This window comes from Actinomadura verrucosospora (assembly GCF_039540335.1).
GTDB lineage: Bacteria > Actinomycetota > Actinomycetes > Streptosporangiales > Streptosporangiaceae > Spirillospora > Spirillospora verrucosospora.
Map to the genome: position 1 here is coordinate 1 of NZ_BAABEV010000002.1, position 22535 is coordinate 22535.

Genomic DNA, 22535 nt, shown 5'->3' on the forward strand with positions numbered 1-22535 from the left:
GGGCGGGTACGGGTACACGCGGGAGTTCCCGGTGGAGCGGATGATGCGCGACGCCAAGATCACTCAGATCTACGAGGGCACCAACCAGATCCAGCGGATGGTCATGGCCCGCCAGATCCTCCGGTAGCCGGGGAGCTGGGGTCGGCGGCCGGAAGCCGCACCTCGAACAGCGCGCCGCCGCCGGGGGCCTCGCGGACGGCGAGGTCCCCGCCGTGCGCCAGCACCAGGTCGCGGGCGATGGCGAGCCCGAGGCCCGCGCCGCCCTCGTCGCGGCTGCGCGCGTCGTCCAGCCGCACGAACCGCTCGAAGATCCGCTCGCGGTCGGCGGGCGGCACTCCCGGGCCGTCGTCGGCGACCCGCACCACCGCCGTTCCCGCCTCCTCGCCCACCGACAGGCGGACCTCCGAGCGCGCGTGGCGCTGGGCGTTGTCGAGCAGGTTGCCGACCACCCGCGACAGCCGCCCCGGCACGCCCATGACGCGCGGATCGGCCTCGATGGACGCCCGCACGGCGATCCGGTCGCCGGGCGCGCGGCGCTCCAGCTCGTCCAGGACGAGCCCGCCGAGCGCGACGGGCCGGGCCGGCGGACGGTCCCCGGCGTCGATGCGGGCGAGGAGCAGCAGATCCGCGGCGAGCCGCTGGAGCCGCAGGACGTCCTCGACCAGCCCGCCGACGTCCAGGAGCTCCGGATGCGCGGCGGCGACCTCCAGCTGGGTGCGCAGCGAGGCGATGGGGCTGCGCAGCTCGTGCGAGGCGTCCGCGACGAACCCGCGCTGCCGTGCCACCGACTCCTCCAACGCGGCGAGCGTCGCGTTCGTGGTGGCGGCCAGTCCGGCGATCTCGTCCCGCGCGTCCGGCACCGGCACCCGCCGGGCCAGGTCGCCGGAGGAGGTGATCTCGGCCAGCTCCGCCCGGACGGCCTCCACCGGGCGCAGCGCCCTCCGCGTGACCAGCCACGTCACCCCCGCGACGACGGCGAGCAGCGGAGGCAGCCCCGCGAGCATCGCCCGGACGGCGGTGCCCACCGCGTCCCGGGCGGCGGCCAGGTCGGCGCCCGCGTAGACGGTCACGGTCTCGTCCTGCGGCGTGGTCACCTCGACGGCCGCGAACCGGTAGTCGGCGGTGTGGTCGTCGACGGTGGCGCGGCCCGTGGAGAAGGCCGGGTCGTCGCCCGACACCTCACCGCGCGCCGGATCGTCGTCACCGCCGCCGTCATCGTCGCCGCCCCGCGGGGGCTGCCCAGGCCGCACGTCCGGGGAGCCGGTCCCGTGGATCCGCCGCAGGTCCTCGCTGGCCGCCCGCACCCGGCCACTCTCGTCCACGACCTGCACGGGATGGTCCTCCCCGTCCGGCAGGTCGAGCACCGCGAACGGGGTGCCGGCGGCGAGCTGCGAGGCCACCTCGCGGGCCGCCACCTCGGCCTTCAGATCGGCCTGGCCGCCGAGGTTCGAGCGCAGCAGCAGCACCACCGCGAGCCCGGCGGCGACGAGCGCGACGGCCACCACGGCGGTCGCGCCCAGAGTGGTCCTGGCGCGGACGGACGCCGGGCGGCGGGGCATCTCAGGCGCCCCCGTCCCGGGCGAGCCGGTACCCGGCGCCGCGCACCGTCGTGATCGACCGGCGTCCGAACGGGACGTCGAGCTTGCGCCGCAGCGCGCTCACGTACACCTCGACGATGTTGGGGTCCCCGTCGTAGGCGATGTCCCAGACCGCCTCCATGATCTGCGCCTTCGACACGACGCGGCCCGCGTTCGCCGCCAGGTGCTCCAGCACCGCGAACTCCTTGGCGGTCAGCTCCACCTCGGTCTCGCCCCGGTGCACGCGCCGCGCCGCCGGGTCGACGGTGAGGTCGCCGAGCACGATGGCGGGCGCCGCGCCCCGCGTCCGGCGGCGCAGCAGCGCGCGGACGCGGGCCACCAGCACCACGTAGGAGAACGGCTTGGTGAGGTAGTCGTCCGCGCCGGTGTCCAGGCCCTCCGCCTCGTCGTACTCGCCGTCCTTGGCGGTCAGCATCAGGATCGGCGTCTCGTCGCCCGCCGCGCGCAGGGCCGCGCACACCCGGTAGCCGTTCATCCCGGGCAGCATGATGTCGAGGATGATCAGGTCGTAGCCGCCGCCGAGCGCCCGGTGCAGCCCCTCGGCGCCGTCGTGGACGGCCTCGACCACGAACCCCTCGGCCGTCAGGCCCCGCGCGAGCGAGGCGGCCAGGCGTCTCTCGTCCTCGACGATCAGCAGGCGCATCCCCACAGCCTGCCAAACCGCACCTGAAGGCGGCTTCAGGTTGCTTCAGCGGCGCTACAGGAACGCCCGGCATCGTCCAGGGCGGAAGGTGCGGCCGGACAGGCCGGCACGGCACCCGGAGATGGGAGTTGCGATGAGGTTCGACGCACGGCGCATGGTCGCGGGCCGCGGCCTGCTGGTCGCGGTGGTCGCCGCGGGCGCCCTCGCGGCGGGAGGAGCCACGGCCGCGATCGCCGCCGCGGACGGCGGCGAGGGCGACTCGCCGTCCGGGGAGAAGCCGGCCCGGACCGCCGTCTCGCTGGCGCAGGCCGCGGACGCGGCGCTGAAGACGGTCCCCGGGAAGGTGCGGGAGATCGAGCTGGAGAGCGAGGACGGCGCCACCGTCTGGGAGGTCGAGGTGCTCACCAGTGACGGCACCGCGCGCAAGGTCGTCGTCGACTCCGGCAGCGGCAAGGTCGCGGCCGACCGCCCCGAGAAGGGGGACGACGACAAGGGCGAGGCCACCGCGCTGAGCGGCGCGAGGACCTCCGTGGCCGGCGCGGCCGCCGCCGCGCTCAAGGCGGTTCCCGGCCACGCGACGTCCGCCGGCTTCGACCGCGACGGCGGCAGGGCGGTCTGGGAGGTCGACGTGACCGGGTCTGACGGGAGCGAGCACGAGGTCACCGTGGACGACGCGACCGGCAAGGCGGCCGCCCAGAAGGGGGACGACGATGACTGACCCCGTCCCGTAAAGGGAAGGGATCGGCCGAGGGGGTGGGCGCATGAGCGACCGGAAACCCGTGCCAGGCATCGACACGAGCGTCCCGCATGTGGCGCGCATCTGGAACTACTGGCTTGGCGGCAAGGACAACTATCCGGTGGACCGCGAGGTCGGGGACCAGATCCTCGGGATGCTGCCGGACGTCGCGAGGCTGGCACGGGCCTCCCGGCTCTTCCTGAACCGGGTGGTGTGGCACCTGGCCGCCGAGGCCGGGATCCGCCAGTTCATCGACATCGGCACCGGGCTGCCCACGGTGGACAACACCCACGAGGTCGCCCAGCGCGCCGCCCCCGAGTCGAGGATCGTGTACGTCGACAACGACCCCCTGGTCCTGGAGCACGCGAAGGGCCTGCTCACCAGCACGCCCGAAGGGAGCACCGCCTACATCCACGCGGACGTGCGCGACCCGGACGCGATCCTGGAGGGCGCCGCCGAGACGCTCGACTTCAGCCGTCCGATCGCGTTCACGCTGATGGGCATCCTGGAGTTCGTGACGGACGACGACCAGGCGTACGGGATCGTGCGGCGGCTCATGGACGCGGTCCCCTCCGGCAGCTACTTCGCCATGTACGACGGGACGAACGTCGTGCACGGCGCGGCGTCCGACCGCATCGTGGACGTCTGGAACGCCTCGGGCAACGCGTCCCTCGTCCTGCGGACGCCCGAGGGGATCGGGCGCTTCTTCGACGGCCTGGAACTCCTGGAGCCGGGCATCGTCCCGGTGACGCACTGGCGGCCGGACGCGGCGGCCGAGCAGGAGGCCGTGGACGCCTACGGCGCCGTGGGCCGCAAGCCCTGAACGCCCCCCAGGCCCGCTGGAACAGGACGCTATGACCGGAAACGAGTTCGTCTACACCATCTACATCAGGAGCACGCCGGAGCGGCTCTGGGAGGCTCTCACCGACCCGGCCTTCACCCGCCGCTACTGGGGCGTCGCCTTCGAGACCGACTGGCGGCCGGGGTCCGCCGTCATCTGGCACGAGGAGGGCGCGACGACGTCCGACCCCGAGCAGGTCGTCCTCGAAGCCGAGCCGGGACGGCGCCTCTCCTACACCTGGCACACCTTCACGCCGGAGTGGGCGCGGTCCGCCGGCGTGGACGAGGGGACTCGGGCCCGGCTGCTGCGGGAACCGCGCTCGAAGGTGACCTGCGAGCTCGAACCCGTCGGGGAGACGGTGCGGCTGACCGTCGTCCACGAGGGCGGCGAGGTGCTGCTGAGCATGTCGCGGCAGGGCTGGCCGCACGTCCTGTCCGGCCTCAAGACCCTCATGGAGACGGGCGCTCCCCTCCCCACGGCGTAGCCGGTCGCGCGCGTCCGCCGGACACGGCGGCCGGGCACCCGGCCACCTGCGCTTCGGAACGCTCCACGCCCGCTCGCCCGGTCACATGCGCATGCTGCTGCCGCCGGACTCCTCTTCGCCGTCGGTGGTGTGCTCCAGCTCCAGGTACTCGTCGTCGGGCCAGAGCTCGTCGGCCACGAAGGCGAGGTACTCCTCGTCGCCCGGGTCCAGCTCGGCGGTCATGGACTCCGGGTGGCCCGGGGGCTCGGCGGCGGGGGGCGGGACGGCGGGCGACGCCTCGGAGGCGTGGTGCCGCGGCTCAGGAGAGGGCGGCGCCGGTTCCGGGGCGCGTCGCGGCGGCATGGGGTGGAGGAGGTTCGGCAGGAAGAGGCCGAACAGGGCGACCAGGGACGCGAGGACCAGGACTGTGACCACACCCACACCGTCCTTTCGCGGTCGAGTTCCGCATGAATGTTGCGTAAGTAGCAAAACAGTTGAACGCTACCGGGATCGCCCGCCGGATGGGAGCCCGACATGCGGATCGCTGGAGACGGACGGGGCGTGACGTCTCATGCGGACGCGCGCGCACGGGCGTGGTCCGTCCGGGGTCGCCTCGCCCCTGTCCGATCTCGCCTCCAAGGCTGAGCGCGTTTCTCACGCGGGGGCGCCACGACACGCGGGCTTTCGTCGCACGCTGCCAGGGTTTGGCACGCGGGTTGGAGTCCGGTGGTGGTCGCCTCATGAAGGCACGGAAAGGTGGTCTCGGCGTGGGCCGGAGCTGGGAGAACGGCGCCGGGTCGCGGCGGCTGCCGGAGCGGCGCGGCTTCGCGGGGCGCGGGGAGCTCCACGGCGGGGCGTGGAGAGCGCGGCGGCCACAGCGCGGCGGTCACGCCGCGGCGGCGGTGGCCCGGGGGAGTGGAGGATTTCAGCGCGCGGGCCGCGGGCCGGCGCGTTCGGGAACGAGCGCCGGTTCATGAACTCATGCGGGAGTCTGCGGCGGATGGCCGTCTCTGAGGGCGTGTGCCGTCAGGGGCGCCGATACGGCGCGCGGTGTCCCGGGCGGCAGCGGCTCGCCCGGCGTCGGCGACGACCGGCACGCGATGGACGATCGTGCCGGGACGGGGCGCCGGCTCTAGGCGGCGGTGGTGGGGCGGTGCGGGGCGATGACGCGGCCGTCGGGAAGGAGCTCGCCGGTGTCGTCGAAGACGACGACGCCGTTGCACAGGAGGCTCCACCCCTGCTCGGGGTGGGCGGCGATGATGCGGGCGGCCTCGCGGTCGAGGTCGTCCGGCAGCGGACAGGACGGCTGGTGCTGGCAGATGGTGTCGTTCTGGGCGGTCACAGGGTTCCTCCACGGGTGTCCCACGTGATTAAGGACATATTGCAGCCTGCCGCGCCACGTCCGAAATATGCAAGTGGCTGGCGAATTTTTTACCCTCGACCGCGTGTGAACCCGCCGAAGCTCGGGCAATCACGGGCGATTCACCGCAAGATGCCACCGTCCGGTTCGCCGCCGTGGTCCACGTCCAGCCCGACGACGGCGGTGCAGCCCGTGCAGATCCACTCGGCGACGACCGCTTCGGAGTTGGTGCCGTGCGTCCGGTAGGGGCGCTCGACCGTGCGGCGCCGCATCCCGTGGCCGCAGGAGGAGTGCAGGAGCCTGCCGCAGGCGGGGCACGGCCAGACGTCCTCGCGGCGCAGATCGCACCGGGGGCACAGCGGCGACTCGTAGTGGCCCGCCGGCTCGCCGAACTCCAGCTCGATCCGCCACTCGTGCTCCAGGTCGAGGTACTCGTCAGCCGGCCAGTGGTGGTCGGCCAGCCACGCGAGGTACTCCTCGTCCCCCGGGTCGAGGACGGCCGTCAGCGACTCGGGGTGCCCGTCGTCCGAGCGGTCGGGTCGCCTGCCGTGCCGCGCGGTGGCCAGGAGCGTCAGCAGGCCCACGAGCGCGGCCGCGGCCAGGCCTGTCGCCAGGGGCATCGCGGCGTCCTCACATGATCTTGTGGCGGGAAAGTCCGATCATGAATGCACTTCACAAAACGCTGCGAACGCTACAAGAAAGGCTCTAAACGGAAAAGTCGATCAAAAAGATCTTTTACCTGGATCATGACCGGACTCGGGTCCGAAACCGGGGGGCGAGGCCGTCCGTAACCGCGCGGCCTGCGGGAATCGGGCCTCCGAGGCTCCTCCCTCGCCCGTCGCCGGCGGAACCGGTTTCACTCTCCGCTGAATCCGCCGATCAGTCCTTCCGCCCGAGCACGGCGACGATCTGGGTGTGCAGCGGGTGCTCCAGCGGCCCGGCGGGCCCGGCGGGCCGCCACTCGGTCACGTGGGCCACCCCCGGCTCCAGGATCGTGAGGCCCTCCATGAACCGCTCGACCTCGGAGGAGTGCCGGAAGTAGGACCCGCCGAGCCCCGACTGCAGGATGCGCTTGGCCTCCTCCACGCGCGGGTCGTCGCCCGAGTCGTGCAGGTGGGTGAGCACGACGTGGCTGCCGGGCGCCAGGAACGGGAGCAGCGCCCGGACGACCCCGGCCGGGTCCCGCTCGTCCGGCACGTGGTGGATGATCGCGGCCAGCACGATGCCCACCGGGCGCGAGAGGTCGAGCAGCCCGGTCAGCGCGGGGTCGGTGAAGATCTTCTCGGGCTCGTACAGGTCGCCCTGGATGAACGTCGCGACGCCGGTCTCGGTCAGCAGCGCCCGGCCGTGCGCCAGCACGATCGGGTCGTTGTCGACGTACACCACCCGCGCGTCCGGGTTGGCCGCCCGGGCGAACTGGTGCACGTTGGACGACGTGGGCAGCCCGGATCCGATGTCGACGAACTGGTCGATCCCGAGGTCGCGGGCCATGTAGGTCACCGCCCGCTCGATGGCGACCCGGTTGCCCTGGGCCACGACGGGGGCCTCCGGCACGAGCTGCATCACCATGTCGGCCACCTCGCGGTCGGCGGCGAAGTTGTCCTTGCCTCCGAGGAAGTAGTCGTACACGCGCGCGAAGGTGGGCGTGGAGGGGTCGATGCCCGGAGGTGCGTTCTCGGGGAGGTCGTCGGCCACGCGCGCGGCTCCTTCTGTTGTGCGCCCAGATCCCCTGAACGGGCGACGGCGGTGATCCAACACTAGGGCCGATTCCCGCGCCCGTCCGGGGTTTCGGCGCGGTCGGGGTGCGGTTTTCCGCAGGGTGGGGGTGCGGCGCGCGGCCGGGTGGATCGGCGGTGCGCTCCATGGTGGCGGGGCCGCCCGGTTCCTAGCGTCGTCAGCATGATCGAGACGATGTACGCGGCGGCCGGGAGCGAGCCCGCGGGAGGCGTCGCGGGGTGGGCGACGGACCTGATGGACAAGCTGGGCGCGCCCGGGGCGGGACTGGCGATCGCGCTGGAGAACCTGTTCCCGCCGCTGCCGAGCGAGGTGATCCTGCCCCTGGCGGGGTTCGCCTCCGCGCAGGGCCGGATGAGCCTGGTGGCGGCGCTCGCGTGGACGACGGCCGGCAGTGTGGCCGGGGCGCTGGCCCTGTACGGGATCGGGGCGCTGATCGGGCGGGACCGGATCCGCGCGATGGTGGCGCGGCTGCCGCTGGTCAAGCTCGACGACCTGGACCGGACGGAGGCGTGGTTCGCCCGGCACGGCGCCAAGGCCGTGTTCTTCGGCCGGATGATCCCGATCTTCCGCAGCCTGATCTCCGTCCCGGCCGGGGTCGAGCGGATGAGGATGGCGACGTTCGTGCTGTACACCGCGCTCGGCAGCCTGCTGTGGAACACGGTGTTCGTGCTGGCCGGGTACGGGCTCGGGGACAACTGGCGGACCGTGGAGGAGTACGTCGGCGTCTACTCCAAGGCCGTGGTCGCGCTGGTCGGGCTGGCGGCGGTGGCGTTCGTCGCCGTACGTATCGTGAAGTCCCGCCGGTCCGCGCGGCCCGGGCCGGGGGTCCATCGAGCGGAGGCGAGCGGGGGCCATCGAGCGGAGGCGAGCGGGAATCGGCGAGCGGAGGCGAGCGGGGGCCATCGAGCGGAGGCGAGAGAGCTCACACGTGATCGCAACTTTTGAGGTGCCGCGCGGGGGGCCGCGCGCGGCGGCGCGGGCCGCGGCGGGCCTGCTGCTCGGCGCGGTCACGGCCGCGGCGGAGCTGGTGCTGCTGGCGGTGGCGGCGATCCTGATGGCGTACTCGATGGCGTTCTCGCGCGGGCGCCGTAAGGTGCCCGCGGCCGTCGCGGACGGCGCCGAGCTCCTGGCCGAGCTGGAGCTCTGGAGGCTCCGGGCGTTCCTCGGCGAGGACCGGGCGGTCCGGTACGGCCCGCTGAAGGCGCTCGCGTACCTGGTGCTGCGGGTGCCGGTGGGGTTGCTCGGCGGCGTGATCCTGCTGCTGCTCGCCTACGGGGCGGCGGCCGCGGTCCGGCTGGCGGTGGGCTGGTGGATCACGGGCGACCATCTGGACGGCATCCCGCCGACCTGGTGGATCGTCCTCTACACGGCCGTCGCGGGCGTGGTGCTGCTCTTCCTCGCCGTCCAGGGCCTGGTCGGGGTCGCGGCGATGGAGCGGAGCGTGGCCAGGCGCTGCCTCGGGCCGAGCCCGCTGGAGGAGTACGAGCGCCGCATCGCGCAGCTGTCGGTGACGCGGGCCCAGGTGGTGGACGCGGTGGACGACGAGCGCCGCCGCATCGAGCGCGACCTGCACGACGGCGTCCAGCAGCGGCTCGTGGCGCTCGGCATGCTGATCGGGCGGGCCCGCCGCGCCGGCGACGGGGAGCGGGCGGCCGAGCTGCTGAGGCAGGCCCACGAGGAGTCGCAGCGGGCGCTGGCGGACCTGCGGGAGGTCACCTGGCGGGTCTACCCGGCCGCGCTGGACGGCGAGGGCCTGCGGGCGGCGCTGGAGACCGTGGCCGAGCGGTCCGCGCTGCCGGTGGCGATCGAGTACGACGTCCCCGGCAGGCCCCCGCACGCGGTCGAGACGGCGGCCTACTTCGTCGTCTGCGAGGCCGTCACGAACGCCGCGAAGCACTCCGGCGCCGCGTCCGTGCGGGTGGCCGTGGCGGGATCGGCGACAATGATCGGCGTGCGCATCGAGGACGACGGGGACGGGGGAGCCGACCCGGGCGGCGGCGGGCTCGCCGGGCTGGCCCGCCGGGTCGCCGCGCTTGACGGGACGTTCTCCGTGGACAGCCCGCGCGGCGGCCCGACCGTGATCACCGCGGAGCTGCCGTGCGGGTGATGCTGGCGGAGGACTCCACGCTGCTGCGCGAGGGCCTGGTGCGGCTGCTCGCCGAGGAGGGCCACCGGGTGGAGGCTGCGGTCGGGGACGGCGACGCGCTGATCGCGGCGGTGGCCGCCGGCCCGCCCGACGTCGTGGTGGTCGACGTCCGGATGCCGCCCAGCCACACCGACGAGGGGCTGCGCGCCGCCCTGGAGATCCGGCGGCGCTGGCCGGGCATCGGGGTGCTCGTGCTGTCGCAGTACGTGGAGAAGCGCTACGCCGCCGAGCTGATCACGGCGGACACCGCGGGCGTCGGCTACCTGCTGAAGGACCGGGTCGCGCAGGTCGACGAGTTCCTCGACGCCCTGGAGCGCGTCGGGGCGGGCGGTGCGGCGTTCGACCCGGAGGTGGTGCGCCGGCTGCTGGCCGCGCACGGCGCGCAGGGCGACCCGCTGGCGCGCCTGACCCCGCGCGAGCGGGACGTCCTCGACACGATGGCGCAGGGGCACACCAACGCCTCGATCGCCGCGCACCTCCACATCTCGCAGAGCGCCGTCGAGAAGCACGTCAACGCCATCTTCGACAAGCTCGACCTGTCGCACGCGACGGGGTACAGCCGCCGGGTCCTGGCCGTCCTGCGGTACCTGGGCTCCTGACGGCGCCTACCCGATCCCCTCGGCGATCCGCAGCGCCATCGCCATGATGGTGAGCTGCGGGTTCACCTCGGGGCAGGTCGGCAGGACCGACGCGTCGGCCACGTGCACGCCCCGCACGCCGCGCAGCCGCCCGGCCGGGTCGACCGGCGCCCGCGCGGCGTCGGCGCCGAGCCTCGCGGTCCCGGTCGGGTGGAACCCGGCCAGGTGCAGGTCGCCGGCGGAGGCCATGGCCGCGGCGCGCGTGAGTTCTGCCTCGTCGCGGGCGACCGGGTGGCGGGGCAGGCCGGTGAGGACCTCCTCGGCGCCGGCCGCGAACAGGATCCGGCCCATCGCGACGAGCGCCCGCCGCAGCCGGGCCGCGTCCTCCCGGGCGAGGTCGTAGCGGACGAGCGCGCGGTGCCGGGCGCCGTGCACGCGGCCCGAGGGGGCGTCGGCGATCATCGCGCCGAGCACGGCGAGGCGGTCGGCGTCCCGCAGCGCGCGGCGCAGCGCCCGTCCCGCGCCCGGCAGCGGGAACGAGCTCATGCCGGGCGGGCTCGCGGTCGCCTCGATGAGGATCCCGTCGCCGTGCAGTTCCTCGACGCCGACGCTCTGCATCACCCCCGACCAGGACACGACGGGCTCGGCGAACCGCCCGGCGATGTTCGTCGCGGGATGGACGGCCATGCCGCGTCCCAGCTCGGGATGCGCGCCGATGCCCGACCGCCTCAGCAGGAGCGGCGTCTCCAGGGCGCCGGCCGCGACGACGACGCGGGGCGTGAGGATCTCGAAGGCCGTGCCGTCCGGGCGGCGCGCGCGCACGCCGGTGGCCGTGCCGCGCTCGACGAGGACGCGTTCGACGCGGGCCCGGGAGACGATCCGCGCCCCCGCCTCGCAGGCCTGGGGGAGCGCGTTCAGATGGACGCCGTGCTTGGCGTTGTGCGGGCAGCCGGCGGCGCACTGCCCGCTGCCCACGCAGCCGGGCGCGTTGCGGCGCAGCGGCCCGGCGCGCCAGCCGAGGCGCTCGGCGCCCTCCAGCGCGAGCAGCCCGTTCCGGCCGAGGGGCCCGAGCGGCTGCCGCGCGACCCGCAGCGTGGCCTCGACCTCGTCGAGGTGGTCGCCGAAGTCCCCGACCTGGACGCCGAGCGCCGCCCACCGCCGCAGGACGCGGTCCGGCGTCCGGTAGCAGGTCCCGCTGTTGACGACGGTCGTCCCGCCGACCGCGCGGCCCTGGGGCAGCAGCACCGGGGGACGGCCGAGCGCGACGGTGGAGCCGCCGTCCCTGTACAGGTCGAGGAACCGGTCGAGCGGCGGCCGGTCGCGGAACCCGGCGACGGTGAACCGCCGGCCCTCCTCCAGGACGACGACCGACATGCCGCGCCGGGCGAGGGTCCGCGCCGCCATCGCGCCGCCCGCGCCCGAGCCGATCACGACGGCGTCGGCGGTCGCGCACGCGGGCCAGCCGTCCGAGGGCGTGCAGTCCAGCGGCGCGTCGGGGCGCGGGTCGCCGGAGGTCCGGGGGAGCGGCAGCAGCTCGGTGCCGGCGGCGAGCAGCAGCGGGATCTTCAGCGCCTCCACGAGCCGCGCCGCCGGTTCGCGGGACGTCAGCAGGGCGCAGAACGCGTCGCGGCGATCGGGGTCCAGAGCGTCCAGCGGGTGACCGGTGGCGAGCCGGGACAGCGCGTCCAGGGCGCCCGCGCCCGCGCGCAGGCCGAGCCGCGCGGGCGCCGGGAGCGCCCGGCCGATGGCCTCCGCGCGGGCGGACACCCGCGCCAGGTCGCCGGCGTCCTCGATGCCGAGCAGCGCGGCGACCGTGCCGGTCATCGCGCTCACCGCAGCCCCACCTCCGCGTGGCCGGTGCCGTCCAGCCGCCATTCGCGCTCGGTCTCCCAGCCGCGTCCCGCCCGCCGGGCCAGCGCGATCCGGACGTCGGCGCGCTCGGAGTTGTGGCAGACGGCCGGGGCGCCGTCCGGGTCGGCGTAGTCGACCGCGACGGTCTCCCCGGGCGGCAGCGCCACGCGCACGTGGAGGCGCCGGTCGCCGATGCGGCCGTGGACCGTCCAGACCGGCAGGCCGATGCGGGCGCGCAGCCGCAGCGCCGCGAGCAGCGGGTCGCCGGCGGCCAGGTCGGCGCCGTCCACCCGGAGCCGGACGAACGGCAGCGGGGGGAGCCGGTCCAGCCCCGGGCGCGTCGACACCGCCGCCACGATCTCGCACACGTCGCCGCCGCCGAGGTCGGCGTGCAGCCACGCCCAGCGCCGCGCGTTCCCGTGCCCGTAGATGCGGGCGGACGCGCCGGGCGCGGCGGCCAGGTCGAGGACGCGGTCGCCGAACCGCACCACGCCGTCGTACGCGGCGGCAGGCTTCGGGACGATCTGCGCGGCGGGCAGGAGCTCCGACTCCCACGCCCAGCGCGGGAACGTGTAGAGCGGCGCTCCGCCTCCCGACTCGCGCAGGTCCCAGGCGACGGCCCCGGCCGTGCCGGTGAGCCGCCCGCCGGTCTGCTCGACGGGCCCGGCGGCGAACACGGCGTCCTCCGGGGCGCTCCACTGCTCCGGGCCGAACCGCCCGAGCACCGGCGCCTCGCCGGGCGGGAAGACGGCGGCCCAGCCGTGCGCCCGGGCGGCGCCCGCGTCCGCCGCGCCCCTGTCCGGCGCGACCAGCTCATGGTGGATCCAGACGCCGGTCCCGGTCGCCGGGTCGGTCAGCGTCGTGTACCAGACCTCCAGCCGCCCCGCCTGCCCGCGCCAGCGCGACCGCAGGGGATCGGGGCCGGGGAAGCGGAAGCCGCCGAGGAAGCGGGCGAGGTCCCGGCGCAGGTGGAAGCGCAGCCGCGCCTCACCCACCACGGTCCCGTCCTCGCCGGTCACCGTGAGCGGCAGGAACGTCATCGACCGGACGGGGTGCCGCGCGCTGACGGTCTTCCAGCCGTCCAGGCGCAGCCGGCGTCCGTCGACGGCGGTGAAGCCCAGCGTGTAGCGGATCCGGCGCGCCGCTACGGGCGCCACCCGCAGCCGCCCGGACGCCGCCGGGTCGTCCGCCCAGCCCGGCACGTGGACGCGTCCGGTCAGCGCCCCCTCCGCGTCGCCCCAGGGGCGCAGGACGCCCGGCAGGTCGGCGGTCAGCTCCAGCCGCATCGGGCGGTCGCGGTCCTCCCCGGCGAGCCGCAGCGACCCCTCCATGACCTCGGCGAAGACCGTGCGCCGCGCGCTCATCGCAGGCCCCGCATGACCGACTCGGTCTCGGTGAAGTACGCGCCCGCCGCCTCGCGCGCCCGCGCGGCGTCGCCGTCGCACAGGGCGTCGACCAGGGGGGCGAGCCGGTCCGCGGCCGCCGCCGGGTCGGCGAAGGCGTGCGTGAAGCCCTCCCGGACGGCGAGGTAGGCGTTCAGCAGGGCGTTGACCATGAACCCGTAGACCCGGTTGCCGGTGGCCGCCGCGATGACCCGGTGGACCTCGCACTCGGCCAGCTGGGCCTCGTCGGCTCCGGCGGCGTCCCCGACCCGCGCGGCCAGCTCCCGGAGCCGGGCCCGCTGCTCGGCGGTCGCGTGGATCGCCGCCTTGGCCGCGACCTGCGCGCCGACCTCGCGCCGCACCTCGAAGATCTCCGCCATCCAGGCCGTGCCGACGGTGCTGACCAGCATCGGCAGCAGTTCGGGCCCGCCCAGCCGCTCGTAGTCGCGGACACGCGTCCCCACGCCGTGCCGCGTCTCCAGCAGGCCGGCCTGCGCGAGCCGGACGATCGCGTGCTTGAGCGACGTCCGGGTGACCGCGTAGCCGGCGGCGAGGTCGCGCTCCGGCGGCAGGTAGGAGCCGGGCGGGTAGCGGCCGCCGAGCACGTCGTCGCGCAGCCGGTCGACGAGCGCGTCGACGACCGTGTCGCGGGGGATCGGGGAGGACGGCACCGATGACCTCCAGAGGATGAGTGGATGAGCCACTGGACCACGCTCGGAGCTCCGCCGTCAAGACCGTGGCAGGGTGGGGGCATCACGAGAGGGGATGAGACATGGTCGGCACGCTCGACTGGGGACCCGCGAACGAACGGCCCGGACTGCTGGCGGCCCCGGTGGCCGCGGCGATCGGCGGCCTTCCCGGCGCGGAGGCCGCCGGGATCGACCCGGACCTCGCCGACACGGCGGCGTTCTGCGAGCGCTACGGCGTCCCCCTCGACGTCAGCGCCAACTGCGTGGTCGTCGCCGCCAAGCGCGGGGGCGAGGTCGCTCACGCCGCCTGCATGGTCCTCGCGACCGGCCGCGCCGACGTCAACGGCGTGGTCCGCAAGCACCTGGGCGCCCGGAAGGTCTCCTTCGCGCCGATGGCCGACGCGACGTCCCTGACCGGGATGGAGTACGGCGGCATCACCCCGGTCGGCCTCCCCGCGGGCTGGCCGATCCTCGTGGACGAGGCCGTCGCCGCCGCCCCGCTCGTCGTCATCGGCAGCGGCCTGCGCAAATCGAAGATCCTCGTACCGGGCAAGGCCCTCGCCGGGCTCCCCGGAGCGGAGGTCATCGCTCTGGCGCAGTAGGGGGGCGGGCCGGGAAGCCGCTACCGTGCCGGGATGCCCTCGCCGATCCTGCGCCGCGCGCTCACCGAACCCGGGCTCCGTCTGCTGCCGGAGCGGGCCGCCCGCCTCCTGAAGGACCTCGACGCCCCGCCCCGGCTGGCCGCCCACCTGCGGGCCGTCCACGACGTGGCCGCCGACCTGGTCGACTGGGCGCGCGAGCGCCGTCCCGGACTCGCCGTGGACGCGGAGGCCGTCCTGTTCGGCGCCGCCACCCACGACATCGGCAAGGCGCTGCACCCGGCCGAGCTGTCCGGCCCCGGCGCCGAGCACGAGCGCGCCGGGCACGCGCTGCTCCGGGAGCGGGGCGTCGAGGAGCGGCTGGCGCGCTTCGCCCGCACCCACTCGTCTTGGAAGGACCCCAGCGCCGGCGTCGACGACCTGCTCGTCAGCCTCGCCGACGCGATCTGGAAGGGGCAGCGCATCACCGGCCTCGAACAGCGACTCGTGGAGGTGCTCGCCGCCGCGTCCGGCCAGGCGGAATGGGAGGCCTTCATGGACCTCGACGAGATCTGCGAGCGGATCGCCGCGGGGGCCGACCGGCGGCTGGCCTTCCAGTCCGCCTACCCCGTGGGCGGCGGGACCGCGTCGACGGCGTAGCGGACGCCGCCGACCGCCTCGGCGCGGTCGAGCAGAAGCCGGTTGGCGGCGAGCATCTCCGCGACGGACGCGCACCCCGGTGAGGCGGTGCGCAGCACGCCGAACAGGACCGGGTCGTCCGGCGCCCTCAGCATCGGGACACGGCCGCCCCGCAGCGCCTTGACCACGATGGCGCCGCCGAGGCCGAGATCCGCCGCGGTCATGCCGGCGACCGTCGACCCGATCAGCGCGGCGGCCGCGGGGCCGGGAAGCAGGACGATGCCCCACGGGTGCGGGCGCGCCCACTCGCCGAGGGCGATCAGCTCCTCCACGTCGGGTCCCATCCGGGCGGCGAAGTCGGCGTAGGAGAGCTCCTCGGTCTCCGCAGTGCCCGGAGGAGGCTCGCCCTGGCCGTACAGCACGGCCTTGGCCTCGTACGCCCAGCCGTCTTCCGAGTGCTTGGCCTGGCCCGAGATGTGGTCGGCCGGCGTCTCGCGCTGGACGCGCAGGAGGTCCGCCGCGTCCCGGCACGGGATCGTGCAGCTCAGCACCCGCCCGGGCGCCGGGACGAGCCGCAGCGTCGCCGCGGTGATGACGCCGTGCCGGCCGAGCCCGCCGCGGACCGCGTCGAAGACGTCGGGGCGGACGTCGGGGGAGCAGGTGACGAGCTCCCCGTCCGTGACGACCTCCAGTGCGAGGACGTTCTCGGCCTGCGTCCCGTACCGGTGGGACGTCCCGCCGACGCCCCCGGCGGAGATCGTTCCGCCGACCGTGACGTCGAGATGGTCGGTCAGCACGGGCGGGGTCAGCCCGAGCGGCAGCGTCGCGGCGAGGACCGCGCGCCAACTCGTCCCCGCGCCGACGACCGCGCGGTCGGGGCCGACCTCGTGCACGCCCGCGAGCCCGCCGAGATCGAGCAAGACGCCTGCGGTCAGGGACTGCCCGTAGGTAGAGTGCCCGAGGCCGCGCGGCACCGTCTCCAGGCCGTGCGCGGCGGCCTCGCGGACCGCCTCCGCGGCCTCCCGCGCCGACGCCGGCCGTACGACCCGCGCCGGCGAGCGCTCGACGATCCCCCCGAAGTCACGCAATGCGATGCCCCCTCGCCGATGGTCACCGCCTCCGGTGACGTCAGCCCGTCGCGGCCGCCCACGCGGTGATTCTAGATTCTCCCGCAGGCGGGGAGAGGGCTCCCCCCGGAGTCCGCGGCCTCGCCGCCGGGTTACGGGGATGTGATCTGGATAACATTTTCCTGTGGCCGATCGGGGCGTGTGACCCACGGATCAACAGGGGTCACCTGCCGGGAAAGGAATATGGCCCGATCCAATCCCCCCTCCGGGGCGCCCCGACCGTCTGACATCCCCCTTTGCGGGCGTCGGGCCCTTTGCGTCGAAATGACAAGATGTTCCCGTTGACCGTATGTGGGCATGAGTGAGCGCTGAGAGTTTCCTGGAGAGGCGGGTCGCAGAGTGTCGCGCGGTAGTGAGTTCGTGGTGGTGGCCAACCGGTTGCCGGTGGACCGGAATGTCGGAGCCGACGGCGTTCCGCGCTGGCGGCGCAGTCCGGGCGGACTGGTGAGCGCGATCGCCCCGGTGATGAGGCGCAGGAAGGGCACGTGGATCGGCTGGACGGGCGCGCCGGACGAGCAGCTGGAGCCGTTCGAGGAGGACGGCATGTCGCTGCACCCCATCGCCCAGTCCGCGCGGGAGGTGGAGCTCTACTACGAGGGCTTCTCGAACGCCACGCTGTGGCCGCTCTATCACGACGTCGTCGCGACCCCCGTCTACGACCGGGCGATGTGGGACGCCTACGTCCGCGTCAACCGGCGCTTCGCCGAGGCGGCGGCGAAGGTCGCCTCGAAGAACGCCATCGTCTGGGTGCAGGACTACCAGCTCCAGCTCGTGCCGCAGATGCTCCGCGAACTGCGTCCCGACCTGCGGATCGGCTTCTTCCTGCACATCCCGTTCCCGCCGGTGGAGCTGTTCTGGCAGCTGCCGTGGCGGCGCCGGATCCTGGAGGGGCTGCTCGGCGCCGACCTGGTCGGCTTCCAGCTCCCCGGGGCGGCGGCGAACTTCGTGCGGCTCTGCCGGCGGCTCCTGGACGCCCGTTTCTCGAAGCAGAACGTCTTCTGGGACGACCGCGTCGTGCGCGCCCGCGCGTTCCCCATCTCGGTGGACGTCGGAGAGCTGAACGACCTGGTCGGGCGCGAGGACGTCCTGGAGCGGGCGCAGGAGATCCGCACCGACCTCGGTGACGCCACCGTGCTGCTGGGCGTCGACCGCCTCGACTACACCAAGGGCATCACGCAGCGGCTCCAGGCCTTCGGAGAGCTGGTCGAGGAGGGCCACATCAAGCCGGGGCAGGCGGTGTTCGTGCAGATCGCGACGCCGAGCCGGGAGCGCGTCGAGCAGTACCAGCTGCTCCGGGAGGAGATCGAGCAGCTGGTCGGGCGGATCAACGGGGAGCACGGCGAGATCGGGTTTCCGGTCATCCACTACCTGCACAGCTCCTATGACCGCGCCGAGCTGGCCGCGCTGTACCTCGCGGCGGACGTGATGGTGGTGACCCCGCTGCGCGACGGCATGAACCTGGTCGCCAAGGAGTACGTGGCCTGCCGCAAGGACCTGCGGGGCGCGCTCGTGCTCAGCGAGTTCACCGGGGCCGCCGCCGAGCTGAAGCGCGGCGCCTTCCAGGTCAACCCCTACGACATCGACGGCCTGAAGGGGACGCTGATGGCCGCGCTGAACGCCGAGCCCGCCGAGCAGGCGCGGCGCATGCGCGTCATGCGCCGCCGCGTCATCGAGCACGACGTGGACCGGTGGGCGCAGGAGTTCCTCAGCGAGCTGGAGAACCCGGCGCGCCAGGCCGCGGAGCAGGCTGTCAGCGGGCTGGAGAGCTGAACCGCAGGTCGAAGGCGGCCCAGACCGCCTTTCCTCCGGTCGCCAGGCGCGCCCAGCCCCAGGAGTCGCTGACCGCGCCGACGACGACGAGGCCCCGGCCGCCCTCGGTGCAGCGGTCGGGTTCGGTCGGCACCGGCTCGGGCGCGCGTGCGCCCGGGTCGGTCACCGACACCACGAGCCGCCTCGGGTGACCGATCAGGACGAGCTGGATGGGGCACAGCGGGAGCGGCTGGGAGAGGCCCTCCAGGCCGTGCCGCAGCGCGTTGGTCACCAGCTCCGACACGGCGACGACCACGTCTCCGGCGTCGCCGGCCAGACCCCACGCGTCCAGCGTGACCTGGGTGAACTCGCGTGCGGACCGGGGTGCGGTGATCTCCGCCGGGAGCACCCGGCGGGCCGTGCGCGGCGTGCCCGCGTGCGGGGCCGGCCAGAGCCCGGCGAGGCCGGGGGTCGAGGCGGGGCCGCGCGCGGCCTCCCCGGGGGCGTTCGGGCCGAGCGTCATCGGCGGGGCGTCCGGCCAGGGCGTGCGGACGGCCGAGAAGTGCCGTGGCCGCCCGCCCCCCATGGCGGCGTGGGCTGCGACGTCGTCTGCCTGGTCAACGGTCATGGTCAAACCTCAGAGGCGTGCGGGTTGGTCACCGGCGAGCGTTCGCTATCTTGCTCCCCAAGCCGTGCAGATGCAAGACCGTCTGCATGAACCAATGCAAGAACGAATGCACGTGCATCTCGTACCATGGTGTGGGGTGGGGCGAGATCGCGGTCTCCCGGGACAGGGAGGCCGAGACGCCTAGAGGGGGCGATGATGGACGGCCACCAGATGTCGGACGTCCGGTGCGGCGGGCTCGTCTGGCAGAAGAGCCGGCGGAGCAACCCGTCCGGCAACTGCGTCGAGATGGCGGAACTCCCCACCGGGGAGATCGCCGTGCGCAACTCCAGGGACCCCGAGGGAGCGATCCTCGTCTACACGCGCGAGGAGGTGGAGGCGTTCGTCGGGGGAGCCAAGGACGGTGACTTCGACCACATGCTCGTCTGACCCCGCAGCAAAACCGAATGGGATTCCATTCGCTGCCCCGGCCGGGTAGGTTGCGGCCATGCACCTGGGGCAGATCGCCGCTCGGACGCCTGACAAGCCCGCCGTGGTCATGGCAGGCTCCGGGCGGGTCGTCACCTTCCGCGAACTGAACGAGGAGTCCAACCGGCTCGCGCAGCTGCTCCGCGCGGAGGGGCTGCGCCCCGGGGACCACATCGCGTTCATGATGGAGAACCATCCGCTGTACCTGGCCGTCGCCTGGGCCGCGCAGCGTTCCGGGCTCTACTACACCGCCATCAGCTCGCGCCTCCAGTCCGACGAGGTCGCCTACATCGCGGGCAACTGCGAGGCGAAGGTCTTCATCACCAGCGCCTCGATGGAGGCCGCCGCGCAGTCGCCGCCGGACGTGCCGCTCCGCCTGATGCTCGGCGGCACGGCCCCCGGCTACGCCTCCTACGAGGAGCGCGTCGCCCAGCACCCGCCCACGCCGATCGAGGACGAGTGCGAGGGCGCGGACATGCTCTACTCGTCGGGCACGACCGGCCGCCCCAAGGGCGTCAAACCGGCCCTGTCCAAGGCCCCGATGGGCGAGGGCGGGACGCTGTACCAGCTGCTGGCGTTCCTCTTCCAGCCCGACGCCGACTCGGTCTACCTGTCCCCGGCGCCGCTCTACCACGCCGCGCCGCTGCGGTACTCGCTCAACTTCCACCGGTTCGGCGCCACCGTCGTCGTGATGGAGAAGTTCGACGCCGAGCAGGCCCTCGCCGCGGTCGAGAAGTACGGCGTCACGCACAGCCAGTGGGTTCCGACCATGTTCATCCGGATGCTCAAGCTCCCGGAGGAGACCCGCGCCCGCTACGACATCTCGTCGCTGCGCTGCGCCGTCCACGCCGCCGCGCCCTGCCCCGTCCCGGTCAAGGAGCAGATGATCGCCTGGTGGGGGCCGATCCTGCACGAGTACTACGCCGGCACCGAGGGCAACTGCTTCGTCTACACGAACTCGGAGGACTGGCTGGCCCACAGGGGCACCGTCGGCCGTCCCATCCTCGGCGAGGTCCACGTCTGCGACGAGGAGGGCCGGGAACTGCCGCCGGGCGAGCCCGGCACGCTCTACTTCGGCAACGGCCCCGCGTTCGAGTACCACGCCGACGAGGCCAGGACCGCGGCGTCGCGCGACCCCTGGGGCCACGGCTGGACCACCCTCGGCGACGTCGGGCACGTGGACGAGGACGGCTTCCTCTACCTCACCGACCGCCGCGCCTACATGATCATCAGTGGCGGGGTGAACATCTACCCGCAGGAGGCCGAGAACGTCCTCGCGGTGCATCCGAAGGTCGCCGACGTCGCGGTGTTCGGCGTCCCGGACGCCGAGATGGGGGAGGCGGTCAAGGCCGTCGTGCAGCCGCTGTCCATGGACGACGCGGGCCCCGCGCTGGAGGCCGAGCTGATCGCGTACTGCCGCGACCGGCTCGCCCACTACAAGTGCCCGCGCTCGGTCGACTTCCGCGCCGAGCTGCCCCGGCACCCCACCGGCAAGCTCTACAAGCGGCTGCTGAAGGACGAGTACTGGGCGGGCGTGCGCCCTGCCACGGCCTGAGGCGGCCCTGAAAGGCCAAACCCCGGCCGGGGCCCCTGAGGGGTCGGCCGGGGTTTGGAACGCGCCAGGGACGTTCTAGTGCATCGGCATCGGCGCGTCGGCCACGGGGGTGTCCGGCTTCTTGCGCGGCAGCAGCAGCGCCGGCAGGAACGCCAGCAGCAGCAGCCCGGCCGAGTACCAGTAGGTGTGCTGGAACGCGCTCGCCATCGGCCCGGCGATCTTCTGCATGATCGCCGGCGGCACCTTCTCGGCGCTGCCGATCTCGCCGCCGGCCCCGCCGCCGAGCTCCGAGACCAGCCGGTTGGCCAGCAGGACGGAGATCAGCGCGGTGCCGATGGACGCGGACACCTGCTGGATGATGTTCAGCATCGTGCTCGCCCGCGGCACCTCGTCGTGGACGAGCGTCTGGATGGCCGCCGCCATGGTCGGCATCATCGTCATGCCCATGCCGAGGCCCATCACGAACAGGGTCCCGCCGAGGGCCCAGTAGGAGGTGTCGGCCTCCAGGATCGAGGCGAAGCCCGACACCGACAGCACCACGACGACCATGCCGACCAGCACGACCCGGCCGGGGCCGATCCGGTCGGTCAGCTTGCCGCCGATCGGCATCGTGATCATCGCGCCGAGGCCCTGCGGGGCCAGCAGCAGGCCGGACTGGAGGGCGCCCTCGCCGCGCACGGTCTGGTAGTACAGCGGCAGCAGCAGCATCGCGCCCATGAACGCGGCCATGAACAGCACCATCGTGCCGGACGCGGCCGCCACCGAGCGCCGCTTGAGCAGCCGCAGGTCGATCAGCGGGTTCTTGGCCTTCAGCGCCCGGACCACGAAGCCGAGCATCAGCACGGCGCCGACGGCCCAGAAGGCCAGCGACCCGGTCTTCAGGAAGTCCTTCATCTCGGCGCCCTTGGCCACACCGTAGATCAGCGAGGCCAGGCCGGGGGAGAGCAGGAGCAGCCCGATGAAGTCGAGGCGCTCGGCCGGCTTCGGCTCGTCCTTCTTGAGGATCCGCGCGGCCAGCGTCAGGGCGACGATGCCGATCGGCAGGTTGATGAAGAAGATCCACCGCCACGACACGTCGTCGACGAGGTAGCCGCCGATGATGGGGCCGAGGATCGGGCCGAGCAGCATCGGCACGCCGACGATGCTCATCACCTGGCCGACCCGCTGCGGACCCGCCGCCTGGGTCAGGATCGTCATGCCGGCCGGCATGATCATGCCGCCGCCCAGGCCCTGCAGCACCCGGAAGGCGATCAGCGACTCGGCGGACCATGCCATGCCCGCCAGCATCGAACCGGCGACGAACAGCCCGATGGAGATCATGTAGAGGCGCTTGGTGCCGAACCGGGCCGAGGCCCATCCCGTGATCGGGATCACGGTGGCCAGCGCCAGGGTGTAGCCGGTCGCGACCCACTGGATCGTCGCCAGCGAGGTCTCGAACTCCTTCGCCAGGTCGTTGATCGCGACATTGACGACCGTCACGTCCAGGATGGACATGATCGCCCCGAGGACGACCACCATGGCCGTGGCGAGCACACCGCGGTCCAGGCCTCCTCCGGTGCCGGAATCCTCCAGCGGGCCGTCCGCCACCTTGGGAGATGCGGGAGCGGTCAACTCTCTTCCAATCGTCAGGCCCGCATGTGGGCACGCGGGGGCCGTGGTCACGTTGCTCAGGGGGTTGTCAGGGCTCGCTCAGGGGCTCGCCTGGGTACTGCGGCAAATTACTGCAGTGACTGACACTTTCGCGAACGATTAAACTTCGAGCGCTTCGGG

At 73.8% G+C, this 22535-nt stretch carries 24 protein-coding genes; 12 read left to right on the forward strand and 12 right to left on the reverse strand.

From position 1 onward, the window contains the following. Positions 1–127 (forward strand): acyl-CoA dehydrogenase family protein (locus tag ABD944_RS02350; RefSeq protein ID WP_345172492.1); only part of this gene is annotated, 127 nt, incomplete at its 5' end. On the opposite strand, the gene ABD944_RS02355 is transcribed toward ABD944_RS02350, so the two are convergent. Further along, positions 102–1559 (reverse strand): sensor histidine kinase, encoded by a 1458-nt coding sequence (locus tag ABD944_RS02355; RefSeq protein WP_345171845.1) that lies wholly within the window; start codon positions 1557–1559, stop codon positions 102–104. The genes ABD944_RS02350 and ABD944_RS02355 overlap by 26 nt on opposite strands. Before the next feature lies 1 nt (position 1560). Next, positions 1561–2241: a response regulator transcription factor gene (locus ABD944_RS02360; protein ID WP_345171847.1), complete on the reverse strand. Its 681-nt coding sequence runs from the start codon at positions 2239–2241 to the stop codon at positions 1561–1563. A 133-nt stretch (positions 2242–2374) separates the two neighbouring features. Here ABD944_RS02360 and ABD944_RS02365 point away from each other — a divergent pair, with 133 nt between their 5' ends. The 3 genes from ABD944_RS02365 to ABD944_RS02375 are packed head-to-tail and all read left to right on the forward strand — an operon-like array spanning position 2375 to position 4302. Beyond that, a complete protein-coding gene (locus ABD944_RS02365) occupies positions 2375–2959 on the forward strand; it encodes a PepSY domain-containing protein (RefSeq protein WP_345171849.1) in 585 nt (194 codons plus the stop codon). Positions 2960–3002: 43 nt separating this feature from the next. Continuing rightward, on the forward strand, positions 3003–3800 hold the full coding sequence (locus tag ABD944_RS02370) for an SAM-dependent methyltransferase (protein WP_345171851.1): 798 nt from the start codon (positions 3003–3005) through the stop codon (positions 3798–3800). Between the two features lie 31 nt (positions 3801–3831). Further along, positions 3832–4302: an SRPBCC family protein gene (locus tag ABD944_RS02375; protein WP_345171853.1), complete on the forward strand. Its 471-nt coding sequence runs from the start codon at positions 3832–3834 to the stop codon at positions 4300–4302. Between the two features lie 81 nt (positions 4303–4383). Here ABD944_RS02375 and ABD944_RS02380 read toward each other — a convergent pair whose 3' ends face one another. The 4 genes from ABD944_RS02380 to ABD944_RS02395 form a co-directional block, all read right to left on the reverse strand. After that, positions 4384–4716: a hypothetical protein gene (locus ABD944_RS02380; protein WP_345171855.1), complete on the reverse strand. Its 333-nt coding sequence runs from the start codon at positions 4714–4716 to the stop codon at positions 4384–4386. Positions 4717–5413: 697 nt separating this feature from the next. After that, a complete protein-coding gene (locus ABD944_RS02385) occupies positions 5414–5602 on the reverse strand; it encodes a DUF5999 family protein (RefSeq protein WP_345172494.1) in 189 nt (62 codons plus the stop codon). A 161-nt stretch (positions 5603–5763) separates the two neighbouring features. Then, a complete protein-coding gene (locus ABD944_RS02390) occupies positions 5764–6261 on the reverse strand; it encodes a hypothetical protein (RefSeq protein ID WP_345171857.1) in 498 nt (165 codons plus the stop codon). Between the two features lie 259 nt (positions 6262–6520). Continuing rightward, positions 6521–7336, reverse strand: a complete 816-nt coding sequence (locus ABD944_RS02395; protein ID WP_345171859.1) for an SAM-dependent methyltransferase — start codon at positions 7334–7336, stop codon at positions 6521–6523. A 204-nt stretch (positions 7337–7540) separates the two neighbouring features. Between ABD944_RS02395 and ABD944_RS02400 the strand changes: the two genes are divergently transcribed. Genes ABD944_RS02400 through ABD944_RS02410 form a run of 3 tightly spaced genes read left to right on the forward strand, consistent with a single transcriptional unit; the run spans position 7541 to position 10123 of the window. Then, positions 7541–8323: a DedA family protein gene (locus ABD944_RS02400; RefSeq protein WP_345171861.1), complete on the forward strand. Its 783-nt coding sequence runs from the start codon at positions 7541–7543 to the stop codon at positions 8321–8323. Further along, complete coding sequence (locus tag ABD944_RS02405) at positions 8307–9485, forward strand: sensor histidine kinase (protein WP_345171863.1); 1179 nt, start codon at positions 8307–8309, stop codon at positions 9483–9485. The genes ABD944_RS02400 and ABD944_RS02405 overlap by 17 nt, the downstream gene beginning before the upstream one ends. Then, complete coding sequence (locus ABD944_RS02410) at positions 9476–10123, forward strand: response regulator (protein ID WP_345171865.1); 648 nt, start codon at positions 9476–9478, stop codon at positions 10121–10123. Before ABD944_RS02405 ends, ABD944_RS02410 begins: the two co-directional genes overlap by 10 nt. A gap of 6 nt (positions 10124–10129) precedes the next feature. On the opposite strand, the gene ABD944_RS02415 is transcribed toward ABD944_RS02410, so the two are convergent. From ABD944_RS02415 to ABD944_RS02425, 3 genes are read right to left on the reverse strand one after another with little or no spacing between them, the layout of a single operon-like run. Further along, entirely contained in the window at positions 10130–11926 is a 1797-nt protein-coding gene (locus tag ABD944_RS02415; protein WP_345172496.1) for a GMC family oxidoreductase, read from the reverse strand. Between the two features lie 5 nt (positions 11927–11931). Further along, positions 11932–13317 (reverse strand): hypothetical protein, encoded by a 1386-nt coding sequence (locus ABD944_RS02420; RefSeq protein WP_345171867.1) that lies wholly within the window; start codon positions 13315–13317, stop codon positions 11932–11934. Further along, positions 13314–14006 (reverse strand): FadR/GntR family transcriptional regulator, encoded by a 693-nt coding sequence (locus tag ABD944_RS02425; protein WP_345171870.1) that lies wholly within the window; start codon positions 14004–14006, stop codon positions 13314–13316. The genes ABD944_RS02420 and ABD944_RS02425 overlap by 4 nt, the downstream gene beginning before the upstream one ends. Before the next feature lie 101 nt (positions 14007–14107). On the opposite strand from ABD944_RS02425, the gene ABD944_RS02430 reads away from it, so the two are divergent. Beyond that, positions 14108–14626, forward strand: coding sequence for a YbaK/EbsC family protein (locus ABD944_RS02430; protein ID WP_345171872.1), 519 nt, complete (start codon positions 14108–14110; stop codon positions 14624–14626). A gap of 33 nt (positions 14627–14659) precedes the next feature. Continuing rightward, positions 14660–15262 carry an HDIG domain-containing metalloprotein gene (locus ABD944_RS02435; RefSeq protein WP_345171873.1) on the forward strand — a complete coding sequence of 201 codons (603 nt, stop codon included), beginning with the start codon at positions 14660–14662 and terminating at the stop codon, positions 15260–15262. Here the strand turns inward: ABD944_RS02435 and ABD944_RS02440 are convergent. Further along, positions 15226–16329 (reverse strand): FAD-binding protein, encoded by a 1104-nt coding sequence (locus ABD944_RS02440; protein WP_345171875.1) that lies wholly within the window; start codon positions 16327–16329, stop codon positions 15226–15228. The two genes, ABD944_RS02435 and ABD944_RS02440, sit on opposite strands and share 37 nt — an antisense overlap. A gap of 378 nt (positions 16330–16707) precedes the next feature. On the opposite strand from ABD944_RS02440, the gene ABD944_RS02445 reads away from it, so the two are divergent. Next, entirely contained in the window at positions 16708–18138 is a 1431-nt protein-coding gene (locus ABD944_RS02445; protein WP_345171877.1) for an alpha,alpha-trehalose-phosphate synthase (UDP-forming), read from the forward strand. Here the strand turns inward: ABD944_RS02445 and ABD944_RS02450 are convergent. Continuing rightward, positions 18119–18745: an ATP-binding protein gene (locus tag ABD944_RS02450; RefSeq protein ID WP_345171879.1), complete on the reverse strand. Its 627-nt coding sequence runs from the start codon at positions 18743–18745 to the stop codon at positions 18119–18121. The genes ABD944_RS02445 and ABD944_RS02450 overlap by 20 nt on opposite strands. Before the next feature lie 195 nt (positions 18746–18940). Here ABD944_RS02450 and ABD944_RS02455 point away from each other — a divergent pair, with 195 nt between their 5' ends. Next, complete coding sequence (locus tag ABD944_RS02455; protein ID WP_345172498.1) at positions 18941–19171, forward strand: DUF397 domain-containing protein; 231 nt, start codon at positions 18941–18943, stop codon at positions 19169–19171. Between the two features lie 58 nt (positions 19172–19229). Then, positions 19230–20765: an acyl-CoA synthetase gene (locus tag ABD944_RS02460; protein WP_345171881.1), complete on the forward strand. Its 1536-nt coding sequence runs from the start codon at positions 19230–19232 to the stop codon at positions 20763–20765. Positions 20766–20840: 75 nt separating this feature from the next. On the opposite strand, the gene ABD944_RS02465 is transcribed toward ABD944_RS02460, so the two are convergent. Beyond that, complete coding sequence (locus ABD944_RS02465; RefSeq protein ID WP_345171883.1) at positions 20841–22376, reverse strand: DHA2 family efflux MFS transporter permease subunit; 1536 nt, start codon at positions 22374–22376, stop codon at positions 20841–20843. Positions 22377–22535: the final 159 nt, after the last annotated feature.